Source organism: Cellulomonas fimi (assembly GCF_028583725.1).
In the GTDB taxonomy this organism is placed as follows: domain Bacteria; phylum Actinomycetota; class Actinomycetes; order Actinomycetales; family Cellulomonadaceae; genus Cellulomonas; species Cellulomonas fimi_B.
In genome coordinates this window covers 2,386,256-2,409,060 of the sequence record NZ_CP110680.1, presented here as the reverse complement: position 1 = coordinate 2,409,060, position 22,805 = coordinate 2,386,256, and the positions used below count along the sequence as shown (strand labels likewise).

The 22,805-nt window shown below is 75.4% G+C and carries 19 protein-coding genes; 11 read left to right on the top strand and 8 right to left on the bottom strand.

Annotated elements, in window-relative coordinates:
* The first annotated feature begins 30 nt into the window (after positions 1-30).
* Positions 31-1,467, top strand: a complete 1,437-nt coding sequence (pyk, locus tag OOT42_RS10965; RefSeq protein WP_273651255.1) for a pyruvate kinase — start codon at positions 31-33, stop codon at positions 1,465-1,467.
* Positions 1,468-1,562: 95 nt separating this feature from the next.
* A complete protein-coding gene (locus tag OOT42_RS10960) occupies positions 1,563-2,471 on the top strand; it encodes a ribonuclease Z (protein ID WP_273651254.1) in 909 nt (302 codons plus the stop codon).
* A gap of 11 nt (positions 2,472-2,482) precedes the next feature.
* On the opposite strand, the gene OOT42_RS10955 is transcribed toward OOT42_RS10960, so the two are convergent.
* Positions 2,483-3,469 (bottom strand): hypothetical protein, encoded by a 987-nt coding sequence (locus OOT42_RS10955; protein ID WP_273651253.1) that lies wholly within the window; start codon positions 3,467-3,469, stop codon positions 2,483-2,485.
* Between the two features lie 231 nt (positions 3,470-3,700).
* Between OOT42_RS10955 and OOT42_RS10950 the strand changes: the two genes are divergently transcribed.
* A complete protein-coding gene (locus OOT42_RS10950; RefSeq protein WP_273651252.1) occupies positions 3,701-4,603 on the top strand; it encodes a caspase family protein in 903 nt (300 codons plus the stop codon).
* Between the two features lie 94 nt (positions 4,604-4,697).
* On the opposite strand, the gene OOT42_RS10945 is transcribed toward OOT42_RS10950, so the two are convergent.
* Positions 4,698-5,573 (bottom strand): alpha/beta fold hydrolase, encoded by an 876-nt coding sequence (locus tag OOT42_RS10945; RefSeq protein WP_273651251.1) that lies wholly within the window; start codon positions 5,571-5,573, stop codon positions 4,698-4,700.
* Positions 5,574-5,731: 158 nt separating this feature from the next.
* Here OOT42_RS10945 and OOT42_RS10940 point away from each other — a divergent pair, with 158 nt between their 5' ends.
* Positions 5,732-6,679 (top strand): DUF808 domain-containing protein, encoded by a 948-nt coding sequence (locus OOT42_RS10940; protein WP_273651250.1) that lies wholly within the window; start codon positions 5,732-5,734, stop codon positions 6,677-6,679.
* 48 nt (positions 6,680-6,727) lie between these two features.
* Here the strand turns inward: OOT42_RS10940 and OOT42_RS10935 are convergent, their stop codons facing one another.
* A complete protein-coding gene (locus tag OOT42_RS10935; RefSeq protein WP_273651249.1) occupies positions 6,728-7,453 on the bottom strand; it encodes a GNAT family N-acetyltransferase in 726 nt (241 codons plus the stop codon).
* 255 nt (positions 7,454-7,708) lie between these two features.
* Here OOT42_RS10935 and OOT42_RS10930 point away from each other — a divergent pair, with 255 nt between their 5' ends.
* The 3 genes from OOT42_RS10930 to OOT42_RS10920 all read left to right on the top strand — a co-directional run bounded on the left by OOT42_RS10930 (position 7,709) and on the right by OOT42_RS10920 (position 9,933).
* Positions 7,709-8,116 carry a hypothetical protein gene (locus tag OOT42_RS10930; RefSeq protein ID WP_273651248.1) on the top strand — a complete coding sequence of 136 codons (408 nt, stop codon included), beginning with the start codon at positions 7,709-7,711 and terminating at the stop codon, positions 8,114-8,116.
* Positions 8,117-8,297: 181 nt separating this feature from the next.
* The gene (locus OOT42_RS10925) at positions 8,298-9,545 is read left to right on the top strand and encodes a VWA domain-containing protein (RefSeq protein ID WP_273651247.1); all 1,248 of its coding nucleotides are present in this window, start codon (positions 8,298-8,300) and stop codon (positions 9,543-9,545) included.
* Between the two features lie 112 nt (positions 9,546-9,657).
* Complete coding sequence (locus OOT42_RS10920) at positions 9,658-9,933, top strand: dsRBD fold-containing protein (RefSeq protein ID WP_273651246.1); 276 nt, start codon at positions 9,658-9,660, stop codon at positions 9,931-9,933.
* A gap of 200 nt (positions 9,934-10,133) precedes the next feature.
* Here OOT42_RS10920 and OOT42_RS10915 read toward each other — a convergent pair whose 3' ends face one another.
* From OOT42_RS10915 to OOT42_RS10895, 5 genes are all read right to left on the bottom strand, one after another.
* On the bottom strand, positions 10,134-11,009 hold the full coding sequence (locus OOT42_RS10915) for a universal stress protein (RefSeq protein WP_273651245.1): 876 nt from the start codon (positions 11,007-11,009) through the stop codon (positions 10,134-10,136).
* 153 nt (positions 11,010-11,162) lie between these two features.
* Positions 11,163-11,426, bottom strand: a complete 264-nt coding sequence (locus OOT42_RS10910; protein WP_273651244.1) for a hypothetical protein — start codon at positions 11,424-11,426, stop codon at positions 11,163-11,165.
* An 80-nt stretch (positions 11,427-11,506) separates the two neighbouring features.
* Positions 11,507-13,012, bottom strand: coding sequence for a sucrose phosphorylase (gene gtfA / locus OOT42_RS10905; RefSeq protein ID WP_273651243.1), 1,506 nt, complete (start codon positions 13,010-13,012; stop codon positions 11,507-11,509).
* 26 nt (positions 13,013-13,038) lie between these two features.
* Positions 13,039-14,484, bottom strand: coding sequence for an Hsp70 family protein (locus OOT42_RS10900; protein ID WP_273651242.1), 1,446 nt, complete (start codon positions 14,482-14,484; stop codon positions 13,039-13,041).
* On the bottom strand, positions 14,481-15,815 hold the full coding sequence (locus OOT42_RS10895; RefSeq protein WP_273651241.1) for a hypothetical protein: 1,335 nt from the start codon (positions 15,813-15,815) through the stop codon (positions 14,481-14,483). The genes OOT42_RS10900 and OOT42_RS10895 overlap by 4 nt, the downstream gene beginning before the upstream one ends.
* Positions 15,816-15,966: 151 nt before the next feature.
* On the opposite strand from OOT42_RS10895, the gene OOT42_RS10890 reads away from it, so the two are divergent.
* From OOT42_RS10890 to OOT42_RS10875, 4 genes are read left to right on the top strand one after another with little or no spacing between them, the layout of a single operon-like run.
* Positions 15,967-16,950 carry an AAA family ATPase gene (locus OOT42_RS10890; RefSeq protein WP_273651240.1) on the top strand — a complete coding sequence of 328 codons (984 nt, stop codon included), beginning with the start codon at positions 15,967-15,969 and terminating at the stop codon, positions 16,948-16,950.
* Between the two features lie 3 nt (positions 16,951-16,953).
* Positions 16,954-18,093, top strand: a complete 1,140-nt coding sequence (locus OOT42_RS10885; RefSeq protein WP_273651239.1) for a DUF58 domain-containing protein — start codon at positions 16,954-16,956, stop codon at positions 18,091-18,093.
* A complete protein-coding gene (locus tag OOT42_RS10880) occupies positions 18,090-20,423 on the top strand; it encodes a transglutaminaseTgpA domain-containing protein (protein ID WP_273651238.1) in 2,334 nt (777 codons plus the stop codon). Before OOT42_RS10885 ends, OOT42_RS10880 begins: the two co-directional genes overlap by 4 nt.
* Entirely contained in the window at positions 20,420-22,789 is a 2,370-nt protein-coding gene (locus OOT42_RS10875) for a hypothetical protein (protein ID WP_273651237.1), read from the top strand. The genes OOT42_RS10880 and OOT42_RS10875 overlap by 4 nt, the downstream gene beginning before the upstream one ends.
* Positions 22,790-22,805: the final 16 nt, after the last annotated feature.

The window sequence follows — 22,805 nt, the reverse complement described above, 5'->3', positions numbered from 1 at the left end:
ACGCCCACCAGGAAGGCATAGGCTCGAGCCATGCGTAGAGCAAAGATCGTCTGCACCATCGGACCCGCGACGGAGTCCGCCGAGCAGATCCAGGCCCTCGTCGACGCCGGGATGGACGTCGCACGGATCAACCGCAGCCACGGCGACACCGAGGCGCACAAGAAGGTCTACGACAACGTGCGCGCGGCGTCGAAGGCCTCGGGTCGCTCGGTCGCGGTCCTCGTCGACCTGCAGGGCCCGAAGATCCGTCTCGGCCGCTTCATCGAGGGTCGCCACGACCTGGCCGTCGGCGACGTGTTCACGATCACGACGGACGACATCGAGGGCACCAAGGACCGCGTCTCGACGACGTTCAAGGGCCTCGTGGGCGACGTCTCGCCCGGCGACCCGATCCTCATCGACGACGGCAAGGTCCTCGTCCGCGTCACGGCGGTCGAGGGCAACGACGTCATCACGCGCGTCGAGGTCCCGGGTCCGGTCTCGAACAACAAGGGCCTGAACCTGCCGGGCGTCGCGGTGTCCGTCCCCGCGATGAGCGACAAGGACGAGGCCGACCTGCGCTGGGCGATCCAGATCGGCGCCGACATCATCGCGCTGTCCTTCGTGCGCAACGCCAAGGACTACGACGACGTCCGCCGGATCATGGAGGAGGAGGGCCGGGTCGTCCCGGTCGTCGCCAAGATCGAGAAGCCGCAGGCCGTCGACAACCTCGCCGAGATCGTCGCGGCGTTCGACGGCATCATGGTCGCCCGCGGCGACCTGGGCGTCGAGCTGCCGCTCGAGCAGGTGCCGCTCGTGCAGAAGCGCGCGGTCGAGCTGGCCCGCCGCAACGCGAAGCCGGTCATCGTCGCGACGCAGGTCCTCGAGTCGATGACGACGAACCCCCGCCCGACGCGCGCCGAGACCTCGGACTGCGCGAACGCGGTGCTCGACGGCGCGGACGCGGTCATGCTCTCGGGCGAGACGAGCGTCGGCGACTACCCGATCGAGACGGTCCGCACGATGGCCCGCATCATCGAGGCGACCGAGGAGCTCGGCCGGGAGCGCATCGCGCCGCTCGGGTCGACCCCGCACACGCGCGGCGGTGCGATCACGCGCGCGGCCGCCGAGATCGGCGAGACGCTCGGCGTGAAGTACCTCGTGACGTTCACGCAGTCCGGTGACTCGGCCCGCCGCATGTCGCGGCTGCGCTCGTCGATCCCGCTGCTCGCGTTCACGCCGGTCGAGTCGGTGCGCAACGTCCTGTCGCTGAGCTGGGGCACGCAGACCTACCAGGTGCCCACGGTCGAGAGCACGGACCACATGGTCGCGCAGGTGGACCAGACGCTCCGCGCGAACGGCCTGGCCGAGGTCGGCGACTACGTCGTCGTGGTCTCGGGTGCGCCGGTCGGCGTCGTCGGGTCGACGAACTCGATCGTCGTGCACAAGATCGGCGACGAGGAGAACCCGGGCGGTCGCGTCGCCTGACGCACGACGTCCGACGGCACCCGAGGTGCCGAGGAGCTGGACGAACGGGCCCCGGTGATCCGGGGCCCGTTCGTCGTCCTGGCGAGAGGAGCGCGGTGCGCGAGCTCGTGGTGCTGGGGACGGCGTCGCAGGCGCCGACGCGCACGCGGAACCACAACGGCTACCTGCTGCGCTGGGACGACCAGGGTCTCCTGCTCGACCCGGGCGAGGGCACGCAGCGGCAGCTGCTGCTCGCCGGGGTGGCGTCGTCGGCCGTCACCCGCATCTGCCTGACGCACGCGCACGGCGACCACACGTTCGGGCTTCCCGGCATCCTGTCGCGGATGTCGCTGGACGGTGTCGGGCACCCGGTGCCGGTGCACTACCCGGCGTCGGCGGACCCGGTGGTGCGCGCGCTGGTCGCGCTGGCGCGCCCCGGGGTGGACGTGCGGCTGCGCCCGCACCGCGCGGCAGGGGAGGTGGCGCCCGGTCTGCGGGTCGAGCCGCTGCGGCACCGCGTGGACACGTTCGGGTACCGGCTGACGGAGCCGGACGGGCGGACGCTGCTGCCGGCCAGGCTCGCTGCGGCCGGGGTGCGCGGCCCCGACGTCGGCGTGCTGCTCGAGCGAGGGCGGCTCGGGGACGTGCGGGTCGAGGACGTGAGCGTCCCGCGGCGCGGGCAGTCGTTCGCGTTCGTCATGGACACGGCGCCGTGCGACGGCGCGCTCGCCCTCGCGCAGGGTGTCGACCTGCTCGTCGCCGAGTCGACGTACGCGGACGAGGACGTCGCGCTCGCGCGCGAGCACCTCCACCTGACCGCGGGGCAGGCGGGCGCGCTCGGCGGGGCGGCCGGGGTGGGGACGCTGGTCCTCACGCACTTCTCGTCGCGGTACACGGACGTGACGCGGCTGGTCGAGCAGGCGCGGGCCGCCGCGGCGACGTCGCACCGTCCTGGCGGCACCGCGGTGTTGGCGGTGGACGACCTCGACCGTGTGCCGCTCCCGCCTCGCCGCCGGGTCCGCTGACGCGGGTGCGGTCAGCCGCGCCAGCTCACGGCGTGGAGGCCGTCGTCGTCGACGACGCACCCGACGGCCAGGCCGAGCTCGTTGACGGCCGACAGCACGAGCGCGTCGGCGCCGTCGGGCGGGCTGACGAGCCGGACCGGGGCTCCGGGCTGCTGCACGAACCCGTGCTGGGGCAGGCCGGGCGGGACGGTGCTGCCGACCGCGACCCCGCGGTCGTTGAGGTCGGCGACGATGCTGAACCCGTGGCCGGGGACGGAGACGTCCGTCACGGCGGTGTCCGCGGACCAGCGCGCGGCGTGCATGGCGCCGTCGGTGTAGGAGTACCCCGCGGAGCGGCCCTTGGAGTCGAGCGCCGCGGCGAGCGCGTCACCGGTGCCGTCGCCGAGCGTCGGGAGCGTGGTGAGCGTGCCGTCGGGCTCCCAGCGGACCGGCACCTGCCGGGCCCCGAGCCATGCGTCGCCGACGACCTGCCCGGCGTCGTTGACGTCGTTCGCGCCGGTCGAGCCCCCGAGGCCGGGGAGCGGGGTGAGCACGCCGTCGCGCCACCGCCACGCGTGCCGCTCGCCGCCGAACGTCCCGGAGGTGCCGACCACCTCGCCGCGACCGCTGACCGAGGAGACGGCCTCGAACGTGTCGGCGGGGTCGACCACGCCGATGCGGTGCAGGCGCCGCCCGTCCCAGAACGCGGCGTGCCCGTCGACGAGCCCGGCCACCTGGCCGCGGTCGTTGAGGGCGACGCCGGACGTGAGGCCGCCGGGGAGGGGGAGGACCCGGCCGCGGTCGACGAGGTGGGTGTCGGTGAGCACGACGCCGTGGGCGTTGACGTCGACGGCGCACTCGTCGACGCCGAGCGGGCGGACCTCGGGCGAGGACGCGCCGGCGGGTGCCGGAAGCGTCACGGCCAGCGCGGACGCGGCGGCGAGCGCGGCGAGCGCCCCGCGGGCGCGCCGGCGGCGGGCGGGTGGCGCGGGCAGCGTGGTGCGCTGCGGCTGAGGCATCGTTCCCCCTGACGTGGGCGCCACGGAGCCGCCGGTGTCCTCCGGGTTGCCGGGCGCACCCCGAATGCTGCGCGGGTCAGCGGGGCCTGCACAACCGTCACGACGAAAGTTCACCTGGTCGTGGCCGAGGGCGGGCGAGAAGTGGGCGAAATCGGGACAAAGCGTCTGGACCCGCCCCGGCGACGGTGGGACGCTGGCCGGTGCAGGAACTCGACGAGGGGGACGACGACCATGACCGGCTACTCGCTGCACATCGGGCTCAACCGGGTGGACCCCGACGCCTACGGCGGCTGGGACGGCAAGCTCAACGGGTGCGTGAACGACGCGAACGCGATGCTGCGGCTCGCGACCGCCACGGGGTTCGAGCCCGTGCAGCTGCTCGACGCGGCCGCGACGTCGCAGGCCGTGATCACGCAGATGGGCGCGTACGCGCGCAAGGCCGTCGCCGGCGATCTCGTCCTGTTCACGTACTCGGGCCACGGCGGCCAGGTGGCCGACATCGACGGCGACGAGCCGGACCAGCAGGACGAGACGTGGGTCCTGTTCGACCGCCAGGTCCTCGACGACGAGCTGCGGCGCATGTACGCGCAGTTCGCGCCGGGCGTCCGGGTGCTCGTGCTCAGCGACAGCTGCCACAGCGGTTCGGTGGTCCGGGACGTCGAGCGCGACGCGCTGCTGCAGCAGGAACGTGAGCGCGACCTCGGCCTGGAGCCGGGCGCCCGCGGGGGCCCGCCCGCCGTGCTGCCGCCGGAGGCCGTCGCGCGCGTCATGCCGCGGGGCGTCGCGGAGAAGGACGACAAGACACGCCGCACCACGTACGAGTTCGTGCAGTCGCTCGCGGGCCCGACCACCGACGAGGACGTCGCCGCGTCGGTGCTGCTCATCTCCGGCTGCCAGGACGACCAGTACTCGTACGACGGTCCCGTCAACGGCGAGTTCACCGGGACGCTGCTGCGCGTGTGGGACGAGGGCAGCTTCTCCGGCACGTACGCCGACCTGCACCGCAAGGTCCTCGACCAGATGCCGTCCCGGCAGCAGCCGAACTTCTTCCCGATGGGCGCGCGTGACGACGCGTTCGTCGGGCAGCAGCCGTTCACCATCGCCCCGCCCGGGGGCACCACGACCGCGGCCTGAGCCCGGTCCGCGGACGCCGCCCCGGCAGGCCGTGCGTGCCTGGCGGGGCGGACCCGCGCCCGGCGAGGCGCCCGAGCGCGGCGACGGTGCCGCGTCAGCCGGCGGGACGGTGGTCCGCGACCCAGCGCAGCGCGTCCGGTGCGGCCGTGAGCACCGCGATGTGCCCGGCGCCGGACACGACGCGCAGCTCGGCGTCCGGCAGCCGGTCGGCGAGCCAGCGGGCGTGCGCGACGGGCACGACGCGGTCGTCGGCCCCGTGCAGCAGGAGGACGGGCACGTGCACGTCACGCGGGTCGAAGCCCCACGGCGTCACGTACGCGAGGTCGTCGTCGACGAGCGGCGCGGGTCCCTGCGCCGCGGCAGGCCCCACGACCTCGTCGAACCACGCCCAGTGGCCGTGCAGCGCCTCGAGGTCGGACGCGGTGAACTCCGGGTCGTACGGGGGAGCGGTGCGCTCGTGGTGCTCCTTCGCCGCCCGGCCTGCGGCGGCCGCGCGCAGCGACGCGACTCCCGACGCGGCCATGCCGTCGAACCAGTCGATCCCGTCGGCGTCGGCCGGGGCGAGCCCGGCACCGCTGACCGCCGCGACCACGCGTCCCGGCAGCAGCGCCGCGCAGGCCAGCGCGTGCGGGCCGCCGCCCGAGTGGCCGACGACCGCGCACCGGTCGAGCCCGAGCGCGTCGAGGACCGCGGCGACGTCGCCCGCGGCGGAACCGACGGTGCGATCGGGCCGCGGCGTGGAACCGCCGTAGCCGGGCCGGTCGTACGAGACGAGACGCAGGCCCAGGCGCGCCGCCGGACCGAGGAGCGGCCGCGGTGGGGCGCCGATGTTCGGCGTGCCGTGGCACCACACCAGCGGGAGCGCGGCGCGGCCGTCGGGCGCGGTCGCCGGACCCGTGTCGTAGGCGTGCAGCACCCCGCCGGGCACCGGGACGTCGAGCTCGAGCTCGTGGATCGTGGACTCGGGCATGCGCCCCATGCTGCGGCACGACAGGCCCCGTCACCCGCCGACCCGGCCGTGCCGGCGGACGCGACGCGCCGCCACGCCCGTCGCGGCCTAGCCTTGCGCGAGGCGACCACACACCCGGCGCCCCGACGGACGGCCACCGGGCCGGTGAAGGAGGTCTGATGGCAGGCGGTCTCGCTGCGCTCCTGGACGACATCGCGGCGCTCGCGAAGCTCGCCGCGGCGTCGGTCGACGACGTGGGGGCGGCGGCCGGGCGGGCCAGCGCGAAGGCGGCCGGCGTCGTGATCGACGACACGGCGGTCACCCCGCGCTACGTGCACGGCTTCACGCCGGACCGCGAGCTGCCGATCATCCGCCGCATCGCGGTCGGCTCCCTGCGCAACAAGCTGCTGTTCATCCTCCCCGCGGCCCTGCTGCTCAGCCAGTTCCTGCCGTGGCTGCTCACCCCGATCCTCATGGTGGGCGGCGCGTACCTGTCGTACGAGGGTGCGGAGAAGATCTGGGAGCTCGTCAGCGGGCACGCGAAGGAGCACACGAGCACGCCGGTCGCGGCCCAGGGCGCCGACACGGAGAAGACGATGGTCGGCGGCGCGATCCGCACCGACTTCATCCTCTCGGCCGAGATCATGGTCATCGCCCTCAACGAGGTCGCCGACGAGCCCCTGGTGTCCCGCGCGGTCATCCTCGCGGTCGTGGCGCTCGCGATCACCGTGCTCGTCTACGGGGTCGTCGCGCTCATCGTGAAGATGGACGACATCGGCCTGCACCTCGCGGGGCGCAGCAACGCCGCCGCCGCGGCGACCGGCCGCGTCCTCGTGCGCGCGATGCCCAAGGTGCTCTCGGTGCTGTCCACCGTCGGCATCGTCGCGATGCTCTGGGTCGGCGGGCACATCCTGCTGTCCGGCGTCGACACGCTCGGCTGGCACGTGCCGATGGACCTGCTGCACCACCTGGAGGACGCCGTGCACCACGTGCCCGGCGTCGGCGGCCTCCTGGCCTGGCTCGTCGACACGCTCGGGTCGGCGCTCGTCGGCCTCGTCGTCGGTGCGGTGCTTGTCGGGCTCCTGCACCTCGTCCCGCGACGCAAGCAGGCCGCCGCCGCGCACTGAGCCGTCGGCGGCGCCGCGGCCGGGACGCCCGACGGTGCTCGGGTGCCGTCAACGGGTCGTGCGGTCCGGGGTGCGCAGGGCGCCGAACGCGGTCCGGCGACGCAGGTCGAACCCGAGGCGCTCGTAGATGCGGATCGCTCCGGTGTTCGTGGCGGCCGCGTGCAGCAGCGCCCGCTCGCCCCGCGCCCGGACGTGGTGCGCGACGTCGAGCACGAGGCGCGTCGCGAGCCCCTGACCGCGGAACGCGGGGTCCGTGCACACGGCGCTGATCTCGGTCCAGCCGTCCGGCTGAAGCCGCTCGCCCGCCATCGCGACGAGCCGGCCGTCACGACGGACACCGACGTACCGGCCGAGCTCGTGGGTGCGTGGCGCGAACGGTCCGGGCTGGGTCCGCGCGACCAGGTCGAGCATCTCCGGCACGTCGTGCGCGCCGAGGACGACAGCCTCGTCGTCCGGGAGCGTCTCCAGGCGGTCGGACTCGACGAGCTGGACGCCCTCCCCGCGGCTCGCGACCTCCCAGCCCGGCGGGAGCACCGGGTCGGCGCCGGAGAACGGGAACAGCGCCCCGGGCCCGACCAGGTCGAGCACGGCGTCCCACACGTCGGGGTGCTCCCAGGACCGGACTCCCGCGAAGACCGACACGTCCGGCAGGAAGCGGCGGGCCAGCGCGTTCCCCTCGGACAGCGCGGCGTGCCGGCCGACCAGCGAGTGCCAGGCCGGGTTGTCGAGCACGTGCTCGTCGGCCTGCGGGGGAGTCGTCGGCTCGACCGTCACGGCTGCTCGTCCTCCTCGTCGTCGTCCAGCGGTCCCGGGGAACCCGCCGCAGGACCGTAGCCCGTGCTGCGACGATCCCGACGCGCGCGGCCGGTGCGTCCCGCGCAGTGAGACCGGTCGCACCGGACACCTTGACCCCCGCGCGTCCGGGCGCCAGCATCCAAGAGCACCGTGAGCGCGCTCCCACCACGGTGCCGGCCGATCGCGAGCGGCCGGCACACCCACCTCCACACCACCGTCCAGGGAGACACGTCCATGCGTCACGCACCGACCCGCGCCCGCCGCGCCGGGGTCGCACTCGTCACCCTCCTCATGATCGCCGGGCTCGCCGCGTCACCCGCGGCCGCCGACGGCAGCCGCTTCGTCGCCGTTCGCGGTCTCGCCGTGTGCGACCCCGTCGCCGAACGGTGGGTCGTCACGTGGGAGCTCACCAGCCACGCCGACGTCGCCGGGACGATCGGCAACGTCCGCGTCGAACCGGCCGGCAGGCCGCTCGTCGGGCTGCCGAACCGGCTCCCGCCGGGCGGGACGATCACCGGCGAGCAGCGACTGCTCGCCGACGAGTACACCGGCTCGATCGCCTTCGACGTCAACTGGGACGACGGCCCGGTCACCTACGACCACCACTGGCCGATCTACGTCCGGACGCACTGCGGGGCCTGAGCCGACGACCCCGGGCCGGGCGGGACTCCTCCCGCCCGGCCCGTCGCGGTGCCACCCGACGCGCGCGGCACGGGTGACGCGCCACGGAACACCGCTGGTCGGGCACGTGCGCGCCCTACCCTCGGGGGCGTGCCCGGCCCCCGTGCCGCAGCGCACGACCGTCGACGACCGAGAGGACCCCATGTCCGACACCACGCTGTCCGCCGGCCAGAACGTCCCACTGCCCGGCACCGCCGTCCGCGTCGAGGTGGCCGGGGCGGTCGACCTCACCGCGCTCGTGCTCGACGCGTCGGGCACGGTCAGCAGCGACGCCGACATGGTGTTCTACAACCAGACCGAGGCACCGGGGGCCCGGCTGACGGGCCGCACCCTCGACCTCACGCTCGGGTCGCTGCGCCCGGGCGCCGACCGCGTCGTCCTCGTCGCGTCGCCCGCGACCGACGGGCACACGTTCGCCACGGTCGGCGGCGTGAGCCTCACGCTCACCGCCGGGCCCCTCGTCGCGCACTACGCGCCCGACGGCCTGTCCACCGAGACCGCGCTCGTCCTGTGCGAGGTCTACCGGCGCGGCGACGCGTGGAAGGTCCGCGCCGTCGGCCAGGGCTACGCCGACGGCCTCGCGGGTCTCGCCCGCGACTTCGGCGTCGACGTGGCCGACGAGCCGTCGGCCCCCGCCGCCCCCGCACCGACGCCCGAGCCCGCCGTGTCCCTGACGAAGGGCGCCGAGAAGCTGCCCCCGCAGATGCGCGAGACGCTCGACCTGCGCAAGAAGCTCGTGACGGTCTCCCTCGAGAAGAAGGGCGCGTCCGGGCTGCGCGCCCGCGTCATCGGCGTGCTCGACGTCAGCGGCTCGACCGCCGGCCTCTACCGGCACGGCGTCTTCACGCGCGCCGTCGAGCGGATCATGCCCGTCGCCGCGGCGCTCGACGACGACGCCGAGATGCAGATGTTCCTCATGGGCGCACGCGGCGTCCGCGTCGACGACCTCCAGGTCGGGGACCTGCCGCAGTGGCTCGAGCGCTGGACGTCGAAGCGGCCCGTCGAGGCGGGCGGCGTCAACAACGAGCGTGCCGCCATCGACGAGGTGCTCCGCTACGTCGCCACCCAGTCGTCGGACGTGCCCACGCTCGTGCTGTTCTTCCACGACGGCGGCGTCACCGACAACCGCGGTACCGAGGCCGCGATCCGCGCCGCCGTCCCGGCCGCGGTGTTCTGGCAGTTCATCGGCCTCGGCCGCTCGAGCTACGGGATCCTCGCGCGGCTCGACGACCTCCGGGGCCGCGCGGTCGACAACACCGGGTTCTTCGCGCTCGACGACATCGACGCCGTCGCGGACAGCGAGCTGTACGACCGCCTGGTGCACGAGTTCCCCGACTGGGTCCGGGCCTACTACCCGGCCGGGCACCCGGCGCTCGTGGGCACCCGCTGACGCACCACCCGGGACCTCCGGACCACGGCAGGCGGCCCCCGACCGGGGACGATGGAGTCATCGCCAGGCGCCTCCACCCCGGCGGCGCCCCGCCGACGGAGAGGAGCAGGCCATGTCGCACCCCTGGGAAGTAACCGTCTACCTGGTCGAGACGCCCGACGACGCCCGCGGTCCCCTCACGAGGGCCCACGCCGTGCTGGCCGCCGCCGACGGCACGACCGTCGACGGCTACGGCCGCTCGCGCGCACCGGAGACCGACGACGACCCGACGTCCACGCGGCACGCGCTCGCGGTCGCCGGAGCGCTGCGCGACCTCGCGCGCCGGCTCGTGCTGGAGGCCGGCGAGGTGTCCGGGCTCGAGCGTGACGAGCTGCTCACCGCCTGCTGACGGACCACCCCGCTCGGGCGGGTGGGCGCACGCGTGCCGGCCGGACACGCACGCGGGAGGACCCGGGGCCGTTCGCGGTCCCGGGTCCTCGCGTGCCGGCGACCGGCGGGCCGTGGCGATCGTCCACGGACCTGTCGGTCGCCGCGGGGAGCGGCCGGTCACCTGCAGCCCACCGGCACCGGCCGCCCCGTACTCGCTCGTCAGCCGTCGTCGTGCACGACGACCACCGGCACCGTCGCCTCGCGGAGCACCGCGCTGCTGACGGAGCCCAGCAGCATCCCGCGGAAGCTGCCCAACCCTCGCGACCCGACGACGAGCAGCGCGGCGCCGGTGCCGAGGTTCACGAGCGCGTCGGCCGGGTCGTCGTCGACGAGCGCCAGGTCGACCGCCAGTCCGTCGTTCTCCGCGCGCAGCGTGTCGGTCACGGCCGCCGCCGCGCGGTGCGTCGGGTGGTCCTCGTCGTCCGTCGCGACGGGCGGGACGCTGCCGCGGCCGAACGGGTCGGGGATCGTCGGGCGCGCGTGCACGACCCGCAGCGGCCGCCCCCGCAGCACCGCCTCGCGGGCCGCGAGCCGCGCCGCGACGAGCGACGCCGGCGACCCGTCGACGCCGACGACGACCGCGGCGTCGGGTGCGGTCGGGCGCTGCGGGTCCGAGCGGACCACCGCCACCGGGCACCGGGCGTGCGCGGCGACGTGCACGCCCGTCGACCCGGTGCGCGCGCCGCCCGAGCGCACGCGCGCCCCGACGACGAGCAGCACGGCGTCGTCGCTGACGTCACGCAGGCACGGGACGACCCGCCCGTGCAGCGCCCGCGTCTCGACCGTGAGGTCCGGGTGGCGCTCCTCGACGAGGTGCGCCTGCACGTCGAGGTACTCCTTGACCTCGGTCGCGAGGTCCCCGAGGTCGACGACCGGGTACCAGCTCCACGCCATCGTCTGCCACGTGTCGTCGAGCACGCGCACCAGCAGGAGCGCGGCACGGCGCCGCTCGGCCTCGTGGGCCGCCCAGTCCAGGGTCAGTGCACTGTGGGGTGAGCCGTCCAGGGCGACGACCACCGGTCCGTCGGCACGCATCGCTGCCTCCTCCGCTCCGGCGGCGGCGGGGCCGGCTGTCCGTCGGCCTCGGTGCCGCGTCCCTCCCAGCGTGCGCCGGTCGGGAGCGCGCCGGTTGGGACCTGGGTCCCGGATGTGGTGGTCCGGGCGGTTCCGCACCCGGTGCGGGCGGGCTCAGCCCGTCACGGCGTGCGCCGTCAAGCGGCCCGTCGTGCGGACCTCGACCGGCACGCCGTCGACCACGGCGGGCACGTGCACCCCCGGGTGCACCACGTTCACGCGCAGCGCGTAGCCGTCGCCCCGCCGCGTCAGCCCGACACCGCACACTCCGCGCCGCCCGCGCAGGGCGGCGCAGAGCCGTGCCTGCGCGCGACGCGCGGTCACGAGCGCGTCGTGCGCCGCGACGAACGCCGCCTCGTCCCGTCCGTGTGCCGCCATGGTCCTCTCCGTCCTCCCGCCACCAGCACACCGCACCGGCGCGTGCGCGGCGAGGGGCGAAGGTCCCCGCCACCGACCGCTCACCAGCCCGTCGGGGGGCGCAGCAGGTCGTCGCACCACCCCACCGCACCCTCCGCGTCCGTCCACGTCACCCGCGCGTCCCCGGACGCGAGGTCCACGTCGAGCGTCGCGACCGCGCCGCCCGAGCGCCGCGCCAGGGTGAGCCGCGACCCGTCGAGCCCGGCCTCGACGTCGCCGTCGAACGCGGGGTGCGTGTTGCGGAACCGGCACAGCGCGAGCTGCGCCCGCACCACCGGGCGCGCCAGCGCCTCGGCGACCTCGTCCGGCGCGTAGTGGTGCCGGTTCACGTCCCGGCCGACCCCCGTGCGCGCCAGCAGGTCCACGTCGTTGCCGCCCGCCAGCGCACCCACGTAGTAGACCTGCGGGACCCCCGGCGTGAACAGCTGCAGCGCCCGCGCCGCCAGGTACCGCCGGTCGTCACGGCCCAGCGCGTCGTAGAAGGTCGAGTTCACCTGGTACAGGTCGAGGTTCGACGCCGCCGCACCCGTCGCCCGCGCCGACGCGCCCCCCGTGCGCGCGTGGATCCCCTCGACGAGCTCGTCGACCTGCGCGGGCGTCAGCAGCCCCGGACGCTCCGGGTCGCCCGGCTCGACGGTCTGGTCACGACCGACGTCGATCACCCCGATCCCGTCGTGCGTGTCCAGCACCGTCACCGCGTTCGCCGGCCGCATCCCCAGCCACCGCACGAGCGCGGTCCCGTCGCCCGTGTACAGCGCGTGCAGCACCAGCGGCGGCAGCGCGAAGTCGTACACCAGGTCCACCGACCGCCCGATCTGCACCTGCCGCTCGTAGTACGCATGCACCTCGACCAGCACGTCCACGCCGCGCTCGCGCGCCTGCGCCGTGAAGTCCTCGATGAACGCGAACGTCTCCGGCGTCATGAAGCACGTGGTCCCCGGCGTCTTCACCGCGTACCCGACCGCGTCCAGCCGCACCAGCCGCACGCCGGCCCCGGCCACCGCGTCCAGGATCGAGGTCAGGTACGCGCGCCCCGCCTCCGCGTGCACGTCGACGTCCACCTGCTGCGGCGTGAACGTCGTCCACACGTACCGCAGCCGGTCGCCCAGCCGCACCGGGGTGAAGGGCAGGCCGGGCCGCGGCCGGTAGATCCGCGTCAGGTCGTCCTCCGTCGCGCCCGCGGGGAACACCGACGACATCGTGAGGAACATCGACGCGTACGGGGACGCGTCACCGCGCTCGCGGACGTCGCGGAACGCGGGGGAGTCGGCCGAGACGTGGTTGACGATGAGGTCGACGACGACGTCGTGCGTCGTCGCGAGGTCGCGCACGTCGTCCCAGGTGCCGAGCCGCGGGTCGACCTGCGTGTGGTCCACGGGGTCGAAGCCCGCGTCGGCGCCGTCGAACGGCGTGAAGAACGGCAGCACGTGCACGCCGCCGAAGACGCCGTCGAGCGCGGGGGAGCGCAGCAGGCGCGCGAGCCCGGGCAGGTCGCCCGCGAGCCGGTCGGCGTAGGTGATGAGCTGGACCTGGTTGCGCAGTGCCATGTCGTCCTCCTGAACGCGCGTCGTGCTCAGCGGCCGCCGAGGACGCTGAGCACGGCGACGAGCACGCCGATGCCGACGAGCAGCGCCGCCGCCGGTACCCACTGACGCCGTGCCACGGCCGGCGCCGCCGCGTCGAGGCGTGCCACCACCGGCTCGTCCCGGTCGGTCACGCGCCAGGTGGTCGCCACGCGCGGCCGTGGCGCGTCCGTGACCACGTCCAGCGGCGCGACGAGCCCGGTCCGCGCGAGGTCCACGTCCAGCGAGCCCGGCGGCTCCGCGGGGAGCTGCGCGAACATCCGGCGCGCGACGGCTGCGTCGGCCGGCTCCACCGGCTCCGGCACCGGCGGGGCGTCCCGCGGGCCGACGTCCGGGCTCCGGGACGCCCGCGCAGCGGCGGGGGCACGCGTCCGCCCTCCCACGCCGACCGCTCCGCCGAGGCACACCGCGTGCTTGGGATGGACGTCGACCAGCGTCGGGGCGCCCAGCTCCGCGGCGATCGTGCGCGCGACCAGCGGGATCCGGCTGCTCCCGCCCACGAGCAGCACACCGTCGAGCTCCGCGGGCCGCACACCCGCACCGTCGAGCGTCCGTGCCAGGCACTCGACCGTCCGCCGGACCGGCTCGCGCACATCCTCGAGGTCCTCCAGCTCCGCGCGCGTCACCCGGACCCGACGGTCCGTCCCCGGTAGCACGACGTGCACGTCGGCGACCACGTCGGACGACAACGCCTCCTTCGCCGCGACGCACGCGGCCCGCAGCTCCGCGACGGCGGCGCGCACGTCCGGGTCCTCGAGGTCGATCGACGCGAGGTCCACGCCCGCGACGGCCGCGACGTGACGCAGCAGCGCGACGTCGAAGTCCACACCGCCGACCTCGTCGTCGCCGCCGGGCTCGCCGCACCTCTCGAACCCGTCGCCCGTCTTGCGCAGGACCGCCGCGTCGAACGTCCCGCCCCCGAAGTCGTACACCGCGACGAGCGCACCGGCGTCGACGCGGCGCAGCGTCGCGTAGTAGGCGGCCGCCGCGGTGGGCTCGTCGAGCAGACCCACCCGAGCCAGCCCCGCGCGCCCTGCGGCCCGGACCAGCTCGTCCCTGCGGAAGGAGCCCCACGATGCCGGGCACGTGAGCACGGTGTGCGCCGGTGCCTCGCCCTCGCGCTCGCTGACCTGGTCCAGCACCCAGTGCACGAGGGTGCCGGTGAGGTCGGCCGCCGAGAACGACCGGTCGCCGAGGCGGTACCCGACGTCGTCGCCGAGCCGCCGCTTGAACTCGCGCGCGACCCGTGTCGGGTCGCCGGCCGCGCGGCGCTCGGCCGCCTCCCCGACGAGCATCACGTCGTCGTCCCGCAGGAACAGGACCGACGGGACGGCGTCGGACCGGGCGCCGAGCGTGACCGTCGTCGCGCGCCCGTCCCGCCAGGTCGCCGCCGACGTGAACGTCGTGCCCGCGTCGATGCTCAGCGAGTAGCTCATCCGCCGCCGCCGGCCGGCGACGCCTCGTCCGCCGGCAACGGCTCGACGGGCTCGCACATCGCGACCGCGTCCGCGAGCAGCGCGCAGTACGCGTCGGCCTGGGCGCGGTCTGCGAAGCCGCCGTGGTACAGCACGTACGACGGCTCACCCCGCGCCGCGAGGGCCGGGACCTCGGCGCTCCTGGCGATCTCCACCGTGACGCCAGCGTCGGCGAGCAGCGTGGCCTGCTCACGCGTGCGGTCGTACGCGCCCACGTCGGCGATGGGCGCCACGTAGTGCACCACGACGACGCCCGACACGGGCTCGGCGGCGGCGACGGTCGCGCACAGCGGGTCGCTCGGGTCGCTCGCCTCGCCCCCGGTCACGGCCACGACGGTGAGGCAGTGCTCGCCGGCAGGCAGGTCCGGCCACACGTCGGCCGTCTGTGCCGCGTCCACGTCGCGCGTGCCCTCGACGGCCCCACCGTCCCCGACGGTCCGGCGGAGCTGGTAGCCCTCGACGCCGGGCACGGCCTGCCACTCGGCCCGCACCCCGCCCGGCACCGCGTCCGCGGAGATCAGCACCGGGGCGGGCGCGGCCACCGGTGCGGGGTCGGGAGCGGGCTGCCACGCGCGGTACCCGGCGAGGGCCGCGACGGCCACCACCGCGATCGCCGCACCCGTCACCACCGGACGCCGCGGGACGACGGGACGCTGCGTGAACGCCCCCTCGACGACGCCCTCGGCCGTCGGCGGGTCCAGGCGCCACGCCACCGAGAACGCGTGCCGGCGTACCGGGCCGCCCGGGCGGCGTGGACGCACGACGAGGTAGGCGCTCGCCGTCGCGCCGGGCCGGACCTCGAGCGTGGCGTCGCGGAGCGCGAACGCCAGCTCGTCCTCGGGCTGCGTCACCTCGAGCTGCACCTGCGCGGGGACCGAGCCGGTGTTGGTCACGTCGACGCGGTAGCGGCCCCGCCAGCGTCCCGTCCCCGACACGGTCAGGAGACGCACGGACGCGCCGTGCTGGGCCGTCACGACGACGTCGGCCTCCGCGACGGCGGACACGGCAGGGTCGACCGTGGACCGGCACCGGAGGCCGAACGCGAGCTCGCCGACGGGCGCGGACCAGCCGGTCCCGGGCCGCAGGACCACCGTCACGTCGCGCTGCTCGTCGGGCATCAGCGCGACCAGGGGTGGCGCGACGCTCGACCAGGCACCGGGCACACCGACGACGGAGAGCTCGTAGTCCTCGACCGTCGTGGAGGGGTTGTGCACCGAGGCGGCCACCTCGACGACCTCGCCGGGGGCGACCTCGACGCGCGTGTCGCGGACGACGACGTCTGGCCGCACCATGGGCCACCCCCTGAGCCCCCGAAGGTCCTGGCTCTCGGATCATAGGGCGCGGCTGCACGAAAGGGACGAGTCGTGCACGGGTGATTCCCGCCGCCGAACGCCGCGGGTATCGTCACGAACTCGACATTCGTGACGTGGTCGTGGGGGAACGGTGGCAGGGGACACCAGCGAAGCAGGTCGCGTCGAGTGGTTCGCCGAGCGCTTCGAGGCGCTGGTCGGCAACGTGACCTCGTTCATCCGAGGCAAGGACGACGTCGTCCGCAAGGCGGTCCTGTGCCTGTGCTCCGAGGGGCACCTGCTCATCGAGGACGTGCCCGGCGTCGGCAAGACGTCGCTCGCGCGGGCGCTGTCCAGCTCGTTCGAGGGCAGCATGCGCCGCATCCAGTTCACGCCCGACCTGCTGCCGTCGGACGTCCTCGGCGTCCAGGTCTACGACACGGCGCGTGGGGAGTTCACGTTCCATCCCGGCGCGGTGTTCGCGAACATCGTCATCGGCGACGAGATCAACCGCGCCTCGCCCAAGACGCAGTCCGCGCTCCTCGAGTGCATGGAGGAGCGTCAGGTGACGGTCGACGGCGTGCCCTACGCGGTGCCCCGCCCGTTCATCGTCCTCGCCACGCTCAACCCCCTCGGGGACGGCGGCACCTACGCACTGCCGCAGGCGCAGGTCGACCGGTTCCAGATGCGCGTGACGATGGGGTACCCGGGGCACGAGGCGGAGCGCGACGTCCTCATCAGCCGGGCGAGCGGCGAGACCCCGGAGCACCTGCAGCCCGTGCTGTCCGCCGCCGACCTCGTGCAGATGATCGAGATCGCGTCGCGGGTCGTCTACGCGGCGCCCGCCGTCGTCGACTACGTCGTCACCCTCGTGTCCGCGACGCGCACCATGTCCGAGCTCGTGCTCGGCGTGAGCCCACGTGGCGCCGTCGGGTTGCTGATGGTGGCACGCGCGCAGGCCGCCTCGCAGGGCCGGGCGTTCGTGACCGCGCAGGACGTCAAGGCGGCCGCCCCGGCCGTGCTCGCGCACCGCATGGTCCTGCAACCGGACGCGGAGCTGCAGGGCCACACCGCCGACGAGCTGGTCCGCACGCTCCTCGCGTCCATCCCGGTACCGCAGCAGCGCGTCGAGGCGTGACACGTGCTGACCTCGTCAGGGCGGGTGCTCGGCGTAGTCGCGGTGCTGCTCCTCGTCGCCGGCGCACTGCTCGACTACCCCGAGGTGGTCGCGCTCGGGCTCGCCTGCGCGGCCGCGCTCGCCGTCGCCGCGGCGTGCATCCTCGTCCGCCCGAGCGTCGAGGCGGTGCGGACGCTGGAGCCCACCCGCGTCGCCGAGGGCGAGGGTGCACGGAGCGTGATCGCCCTCACGAACATCGGCAGCCGTCGCAGCCTCCCGGTGCTCGCCGTCGAGCACGTCGGCGACCGCACCGTGGTCGTGCCGCTCCCCAGCCTGCCCGCGGGGGCCACCCACCGGTCGGCCTACCCCCTGCCCACCGACCGTCGCGGGGTCTACCGCGTCGGCCCCCTGACGCTGGGGGTGTCCGACCCGTTCCGGCTCATGCACACGTCGCGCGACTTCGCGACCCGCTCGGTCCTCACGGTGCACCCGCGGACCCACCGCGTCGCCCCTGTCCCCACGGGGCGCTCGCGCGACCAGGACGGCGCGACGACCGCGGGCGCGCCACGAGGCGGCGTCGCGTTCCACGCGCTGCGCCCCTACGAGCCGGGTGACGACCCGCGGCAGGTGCACTGGCGCTCGACCGCACGCGTGGGCCAGCTCATGGTGCGCGACAACGTCGTGCCGAACGAGCCGCAGCTGATGGTCGTGCTGGACACCAGCGCCGCCGCGTACGACGAGGAGTCGTTCGAGGACGCCGTCCGGGTCGCGGCGTCGCTCGCGGTGTCCGGGTGCGAGGCCGGCTTCCCGTTCACGCTCCGCACCACCGGGGGCGACACGGCGGTCGCCGACGGGCGGTCGCCGACCGCCCTGCTCGACCTGCTGGCGGCCGTGCAGCCGTCCGCGCAGGACCCGGGCCTGCGCGCACTCGCGGGGATGAGGCCCGACCACGAGGGCGTGTCGCTCGGCGTCGTCACCGGACAGCCCGAGGACGGGCACCGGGCCGTCGTCGGCGTCGTGCGGCCGCGTTTCACGATGGCGAGCATGGTGCAGGTCGGAGAGCGGCTCGGTCGGCCCGCAGCACCGGTGCGCGGCGTGTTCTGCCTGAACGTGAGGACCAGCGAGCAGTTCGCGAGCGCATGGAACGCCAAGGTCCGCAGATGAGCGGACCGGCCGCCGACCCCGCCCGGACGCGCTCGCCCTCCTGGGCGTGGGCGGCCGCGGACCTCGCGCTGTGCGTCGCGGCGACGGCTGTCGCGCTGTGGTCGTTCGCCCCGTTCTACAGCGACGACGGCTGGGTGCTCACGGTCGCGATCGCGCTCGTGGTCGGCACGGCCGTCGGCGTCGGCACCGGCCTGCTGCGGTGGTCCGCGGGCGTCGCCACGCTCGCCGCGACCGTCCTCTTCGTCCCGCTCGCGGTGTACCTGCTCGTGCCCGGCCTGACGCAGGTCGGCCTTCCCGGGGTGCCGGCCCTCAGCGGCGCCGCGGACACGATCGCCGGCGGCCTCAAGCGGATGCTCACCGTCGTGCCGCCCGTCGAGCCGGACGGCCGGGTCGTGGCGCTCCCCGTGCTGCTCGCCTACGCCGGAGGGTTCGCGACGGCCCTGCTCGTGCGCAGGCCCGCGGCGCTCGCGCCGTTGCTGCCGTCCCTCGTCACGCTGCTGACCGGCCTGCTCCTCACCGCGGACGTCCTCACGCCCCGCTGGCCCGTGACGCTCGCCTACCTGGCGGCGGCGCTCACCGTCCTCCTGCTGCGAGCCGACCGCAGCGATCCCGCGCTGCCTCCGGGCGCCACCGTGGCGGGCGCCGCCGACGCGCAACCCGGCACGCACGCCGAACGGGTCTGGACCCACAGCCGCGCGGGCAGGCTCGTCCTCGGTCTGCCCGTCACCGCGGCCGTCGGTGCCGTCGCGGTCGTCGGTGCTGCGCTCGCGCCGGTCGCGAACGGGGCCGCGCGGTTCGACCCCCGGGACCACTACACCGGCCCGGTCGAGCTCGACGCGCGCATCAGCCCGCTCTCCGACGTCCGGCGTCAGCAGGACGGTCGACGCCACTCGCCGTACGACGTGTTCACGGTCGAGGTGCGGCCCCGCGGGACCGGGGTCGACCGGCTCCGGGTCGCCGCGCTCGACCGCTACGACGGGGCGCTGTGGACGAGCTCGGCGCGCTTCGTCCGCACCGGACCCGTCCTGCCCGCCCGGAACGTCGTCGGTGACGTCGTCCATCTCGACGTCACGATCACCGGGCTCGAGCCGCCCTACCTGCCCCATGTGGGCGCCCCGTTCGCGGTCGACGGGGACGACGTCGCGGTCGACGCCGGCTCGGGGCTCCTGGTGACCACCGCGGAGCCGTTCCGTGGCTACACCTACACGGTCGACGCGACCGTCCCGGCGCCGTCGACCCTCGCCGCGCTCGCGACCACGGGCCCCGCGCGCGTCCCTCCGGGCGACCCCCTCCTGCTCGTCCCCGCACCACCCGACCTGCCTCCCGCGGACGACGGGACCCCCGCGCCCACGCTGGCGGGCCTCGCGACCGAGCTCACCGCCGCCGTCCCCGAGCCGTGGGCCCAGCTGGAGGCGCTCGCCACGTACCTGCGCACGCTGCCCGCGGACCTCAACGCCCTGCCCGGCCACTCCTACGCGGCGCTGCAACGTGTCGCCACGGGCGTCGGGCGCGTCACCGACGAGCAGACCGCCGCCGCCTTCGTCGTCATGGCCCGCTCGCTCGGGTACCCCGCCCGGGTCGCCACCGGGTACATGCTCGACGAGTCGGAGCGGGACGGCGACGTCTACACGGTCACGACCCTGCGGGCCGCCGCGTGGCCCGAGGTCGCGACCGACGACGCCGGCTGGGTCCACTTCGACGTCACGGGCGAGCGCGCCACCGCCCCGGAGGAGCCGGAGCCGGAGACGGGCGACCAGGAGGAGACGACCGCGGACGAGACCGCCCCCCGGGTCGACGCCCAACCCGGGGACGAGGGCCCACGCGGGCTGCTGGGCGGTCTCGTCGAACGCGTCCTGCCGTGGGCGCTCGGGCTTCTCGCCCTCGTCCCTGCCGTCCTCGCGGGCGTCGTCGTGGCGAAGTGGTGGCGCCGCCGGCGCCGCCGCCTGTCGGGCGCGCCCGCCGACCGCGTCGTCGCCGCGTGGCACGAGACCACGGACCGGTTCCGCGAACGCGGCCTGGACGTGTCACCCGTCCGCACGACCGAGGAGGTCGCCGCCGACGCAGCCGACCGCTTCGGCGGACCGGCAGGGACCGCCGTCGCGGTCCTCGCACCGCTCGTGTCGACCGCCGTGTTCGCGCAGGACGAGCCCGAGGACGCCGCCGCCGAGCAGGCGTGGGACCTGGAGGCCGAGCTCCGGCAGCTGCTCGACGCCGACCGGTCCTGGTGGCACCGCGCCCGGGCGTGGCTCGACCCGCGGCCCCTGCTCCCGCACCGGGTCCCGCGGTACGGCGACCGCGACTGGCACCGGGACCGGGGTGGGCCCTCGTGAGCCGGCGTGCGGCGAGATGGTTCCGGCGGCACGTCGTCGGGCTCATCGCCGCGGTGCTGGCGCTCGGCGCGCTCGGCGTCGTCGCGCGCGACGAGGGGTATCCGACCGACGTCGTGGACGTCGGCGGGGGCTCGGTGTGGGTCGCGTCGGCCAAGGTCGGGCAGCTCGCGCTGCTCAGCGGCCCGTCGGGCGCGCTCGCGGCGCAGGTGAAGGTCGCCGACGCCGACCAGGACCTCACCGCGGTCCAGGCCGGCGAGACCGGCTACGCGGTGAACCGGACGACCGGCACCGTGACCCGCGTCGACCCCGTCTCGTGGCAGACGCTCACGGCGAGCCCCCTCGACGGCGCCGCGCAAGGCCTGACCGTCGCCGCGGGTCGGCAGGCGGTGTTCGCGGTCGACGGGCGCTCCGGCGTCGTCGTCGAGGCCGACCCCGACACACTGCGCCCCCGGGACCGGCCCGCCAGCCTGGTCGGGTCCGTCGCCGACGGGGCGTCGGTCGTCGACGACGACGGCACGCTGTGGCTGCTCGACAGCACCACCGGCGACCTCGTGCGCTTCGCCGACGGCAGCACCGACGAGTGGCCCGCCGTCGCCGAGCCCGGGGCGGGCACCCTCGTCCTCGTCGGCGGCACCGCCGCCGTCGCCGACCCGAGCCGGGACCGCGTCCGGCTCCTCGGCGACCGCGGCACGTCACGCGTCACCTGCCTGGCCGTGGACCGTGCCGACGACACCCTGCGCGTCGGCCGCTCCACCTCCGGGACCGTCGTCCTCACGGCGTCCGGCGCCCGCGGCGTGCTGCACCTCACGGACGTCGCCGACCGCAGCGACGGGTGCGACGGCGTCGTGCCCGGCGTCGCCGAACCTGGGCAGGACCTCGGCGCGCCCGTCGAGGTGCACGGTCGTGCGTTCGTGCCCAACTACTCGACGGGTGAGGTCGTCGTGGTCGACGTGGCGTCGCGGGCCGTCGTCGGACGCGCCGACGTGCTCGACCCGAACATGCCGTTCCAGCTCGCGGCGAGGGACGGGTTCGCGTTCTACAACGACCCGTCGAGCGAGCGGGCCGGCGTGATCGACCTCGACGGAGACGCCACCGAGATCGCCAAGTACGACGTCGCCGCGCCCGACGAAGGGCTCTTCGAGCCCGGCGCCACCGACGAGCCCGGCCGGCTCCCGGCGCCCGGGCCACCCGTCGAGCCCCCCACGAACGCGCCGCCGCCGACACCCGCACCGACCGCCGAGTCCACGCCGACACCACGCGCCGGCCCGGCTCCTCAGGGCGGCCCGACGACGGCGAGCCCGCGCGCAGCACCGCGGACGGACCCTCCGGCTCTGCCGCAGGAGCCGCCGTCGGCACCCCCGGTGGAGGGCGGTCTCGTGACGGTCACCGTCGTCGTCGTGGGCCCGGGGACCGTCACGGTCGGCGACGTCGAGAACGTCGCGCCGCGTTCCGGTCCGCCGACGTGCGACGCGGCCGCACCCTGCCGGTACACCGTCGCGCGCGCCAGCACCCTGCTGGTCGCCTGGCGCTCGACGGACACGGTCGAGCTCCTCGGCTGGGACGGCTGCGACGGCCTCACCACCGCGGACGGGACGACCACGTGCGCGGTCGTCGCGTCCGACCGCACCGTGCGCGCGACGTTCCGGGCCGTGGTCAGCGACGTGACGACCGTGGCGGCACAGTTCAGCCCTCCGAACGTCGCGGTGGGGGAGAGCACGACGCTGACGGTGAGCGCCGACACGCTGGCCGAGTCGGGCGACTTCGTGCTCTACCTGGTTGCGCTCGTCCCGCTCGGGATCGCCGAGATGCCGCCGTCGTGCGGTCCCGGTGGAGGCAGCGGTGAGTTCGCCTGTCCGTTCACCGCGGCGGACCGGGCCGACCTGACGATCACCTTCGTCGCAGTGGGCGCCGGCAGCGGCGCCGTGACGGTGAGCGTCGACTACCGCCAGGACGCGGGGGCCTCGGCGGCCTCGGTCGAGGCGCCGATCACGGTGGTCCGCGGCACCCCGGCCGTCGTCACGTCGACGCTCACCATCAACGGCTCGACCGAGACCGCGATGCCGCTGCTGAGCAGCACGGCACACGTCACCGTCTCCGTCACGGGGGCCGGTCAGCTCGGGTACCGCATCGTGGTGCCGTTCCCGGACGCCTTCCGGATCGTCGCGCCGGGGGACTGCACGGTCCACACCAACCAGACCGGGGGGTGGTCGCTCGTCTGCTGGTACGACGTCCGGACCGGCGACACCGTCCTGGAGTTCGACGTCGACGTCCTCTCGTACTACCGCGGCACCCTCCTCGCCACGGTGCACGTGGACGACGGCCAGGTCCTGCCCTCCAACGGGGTCGCCGTCGACGTCTTCGCGTGACGGCGGGCGGTCCGCC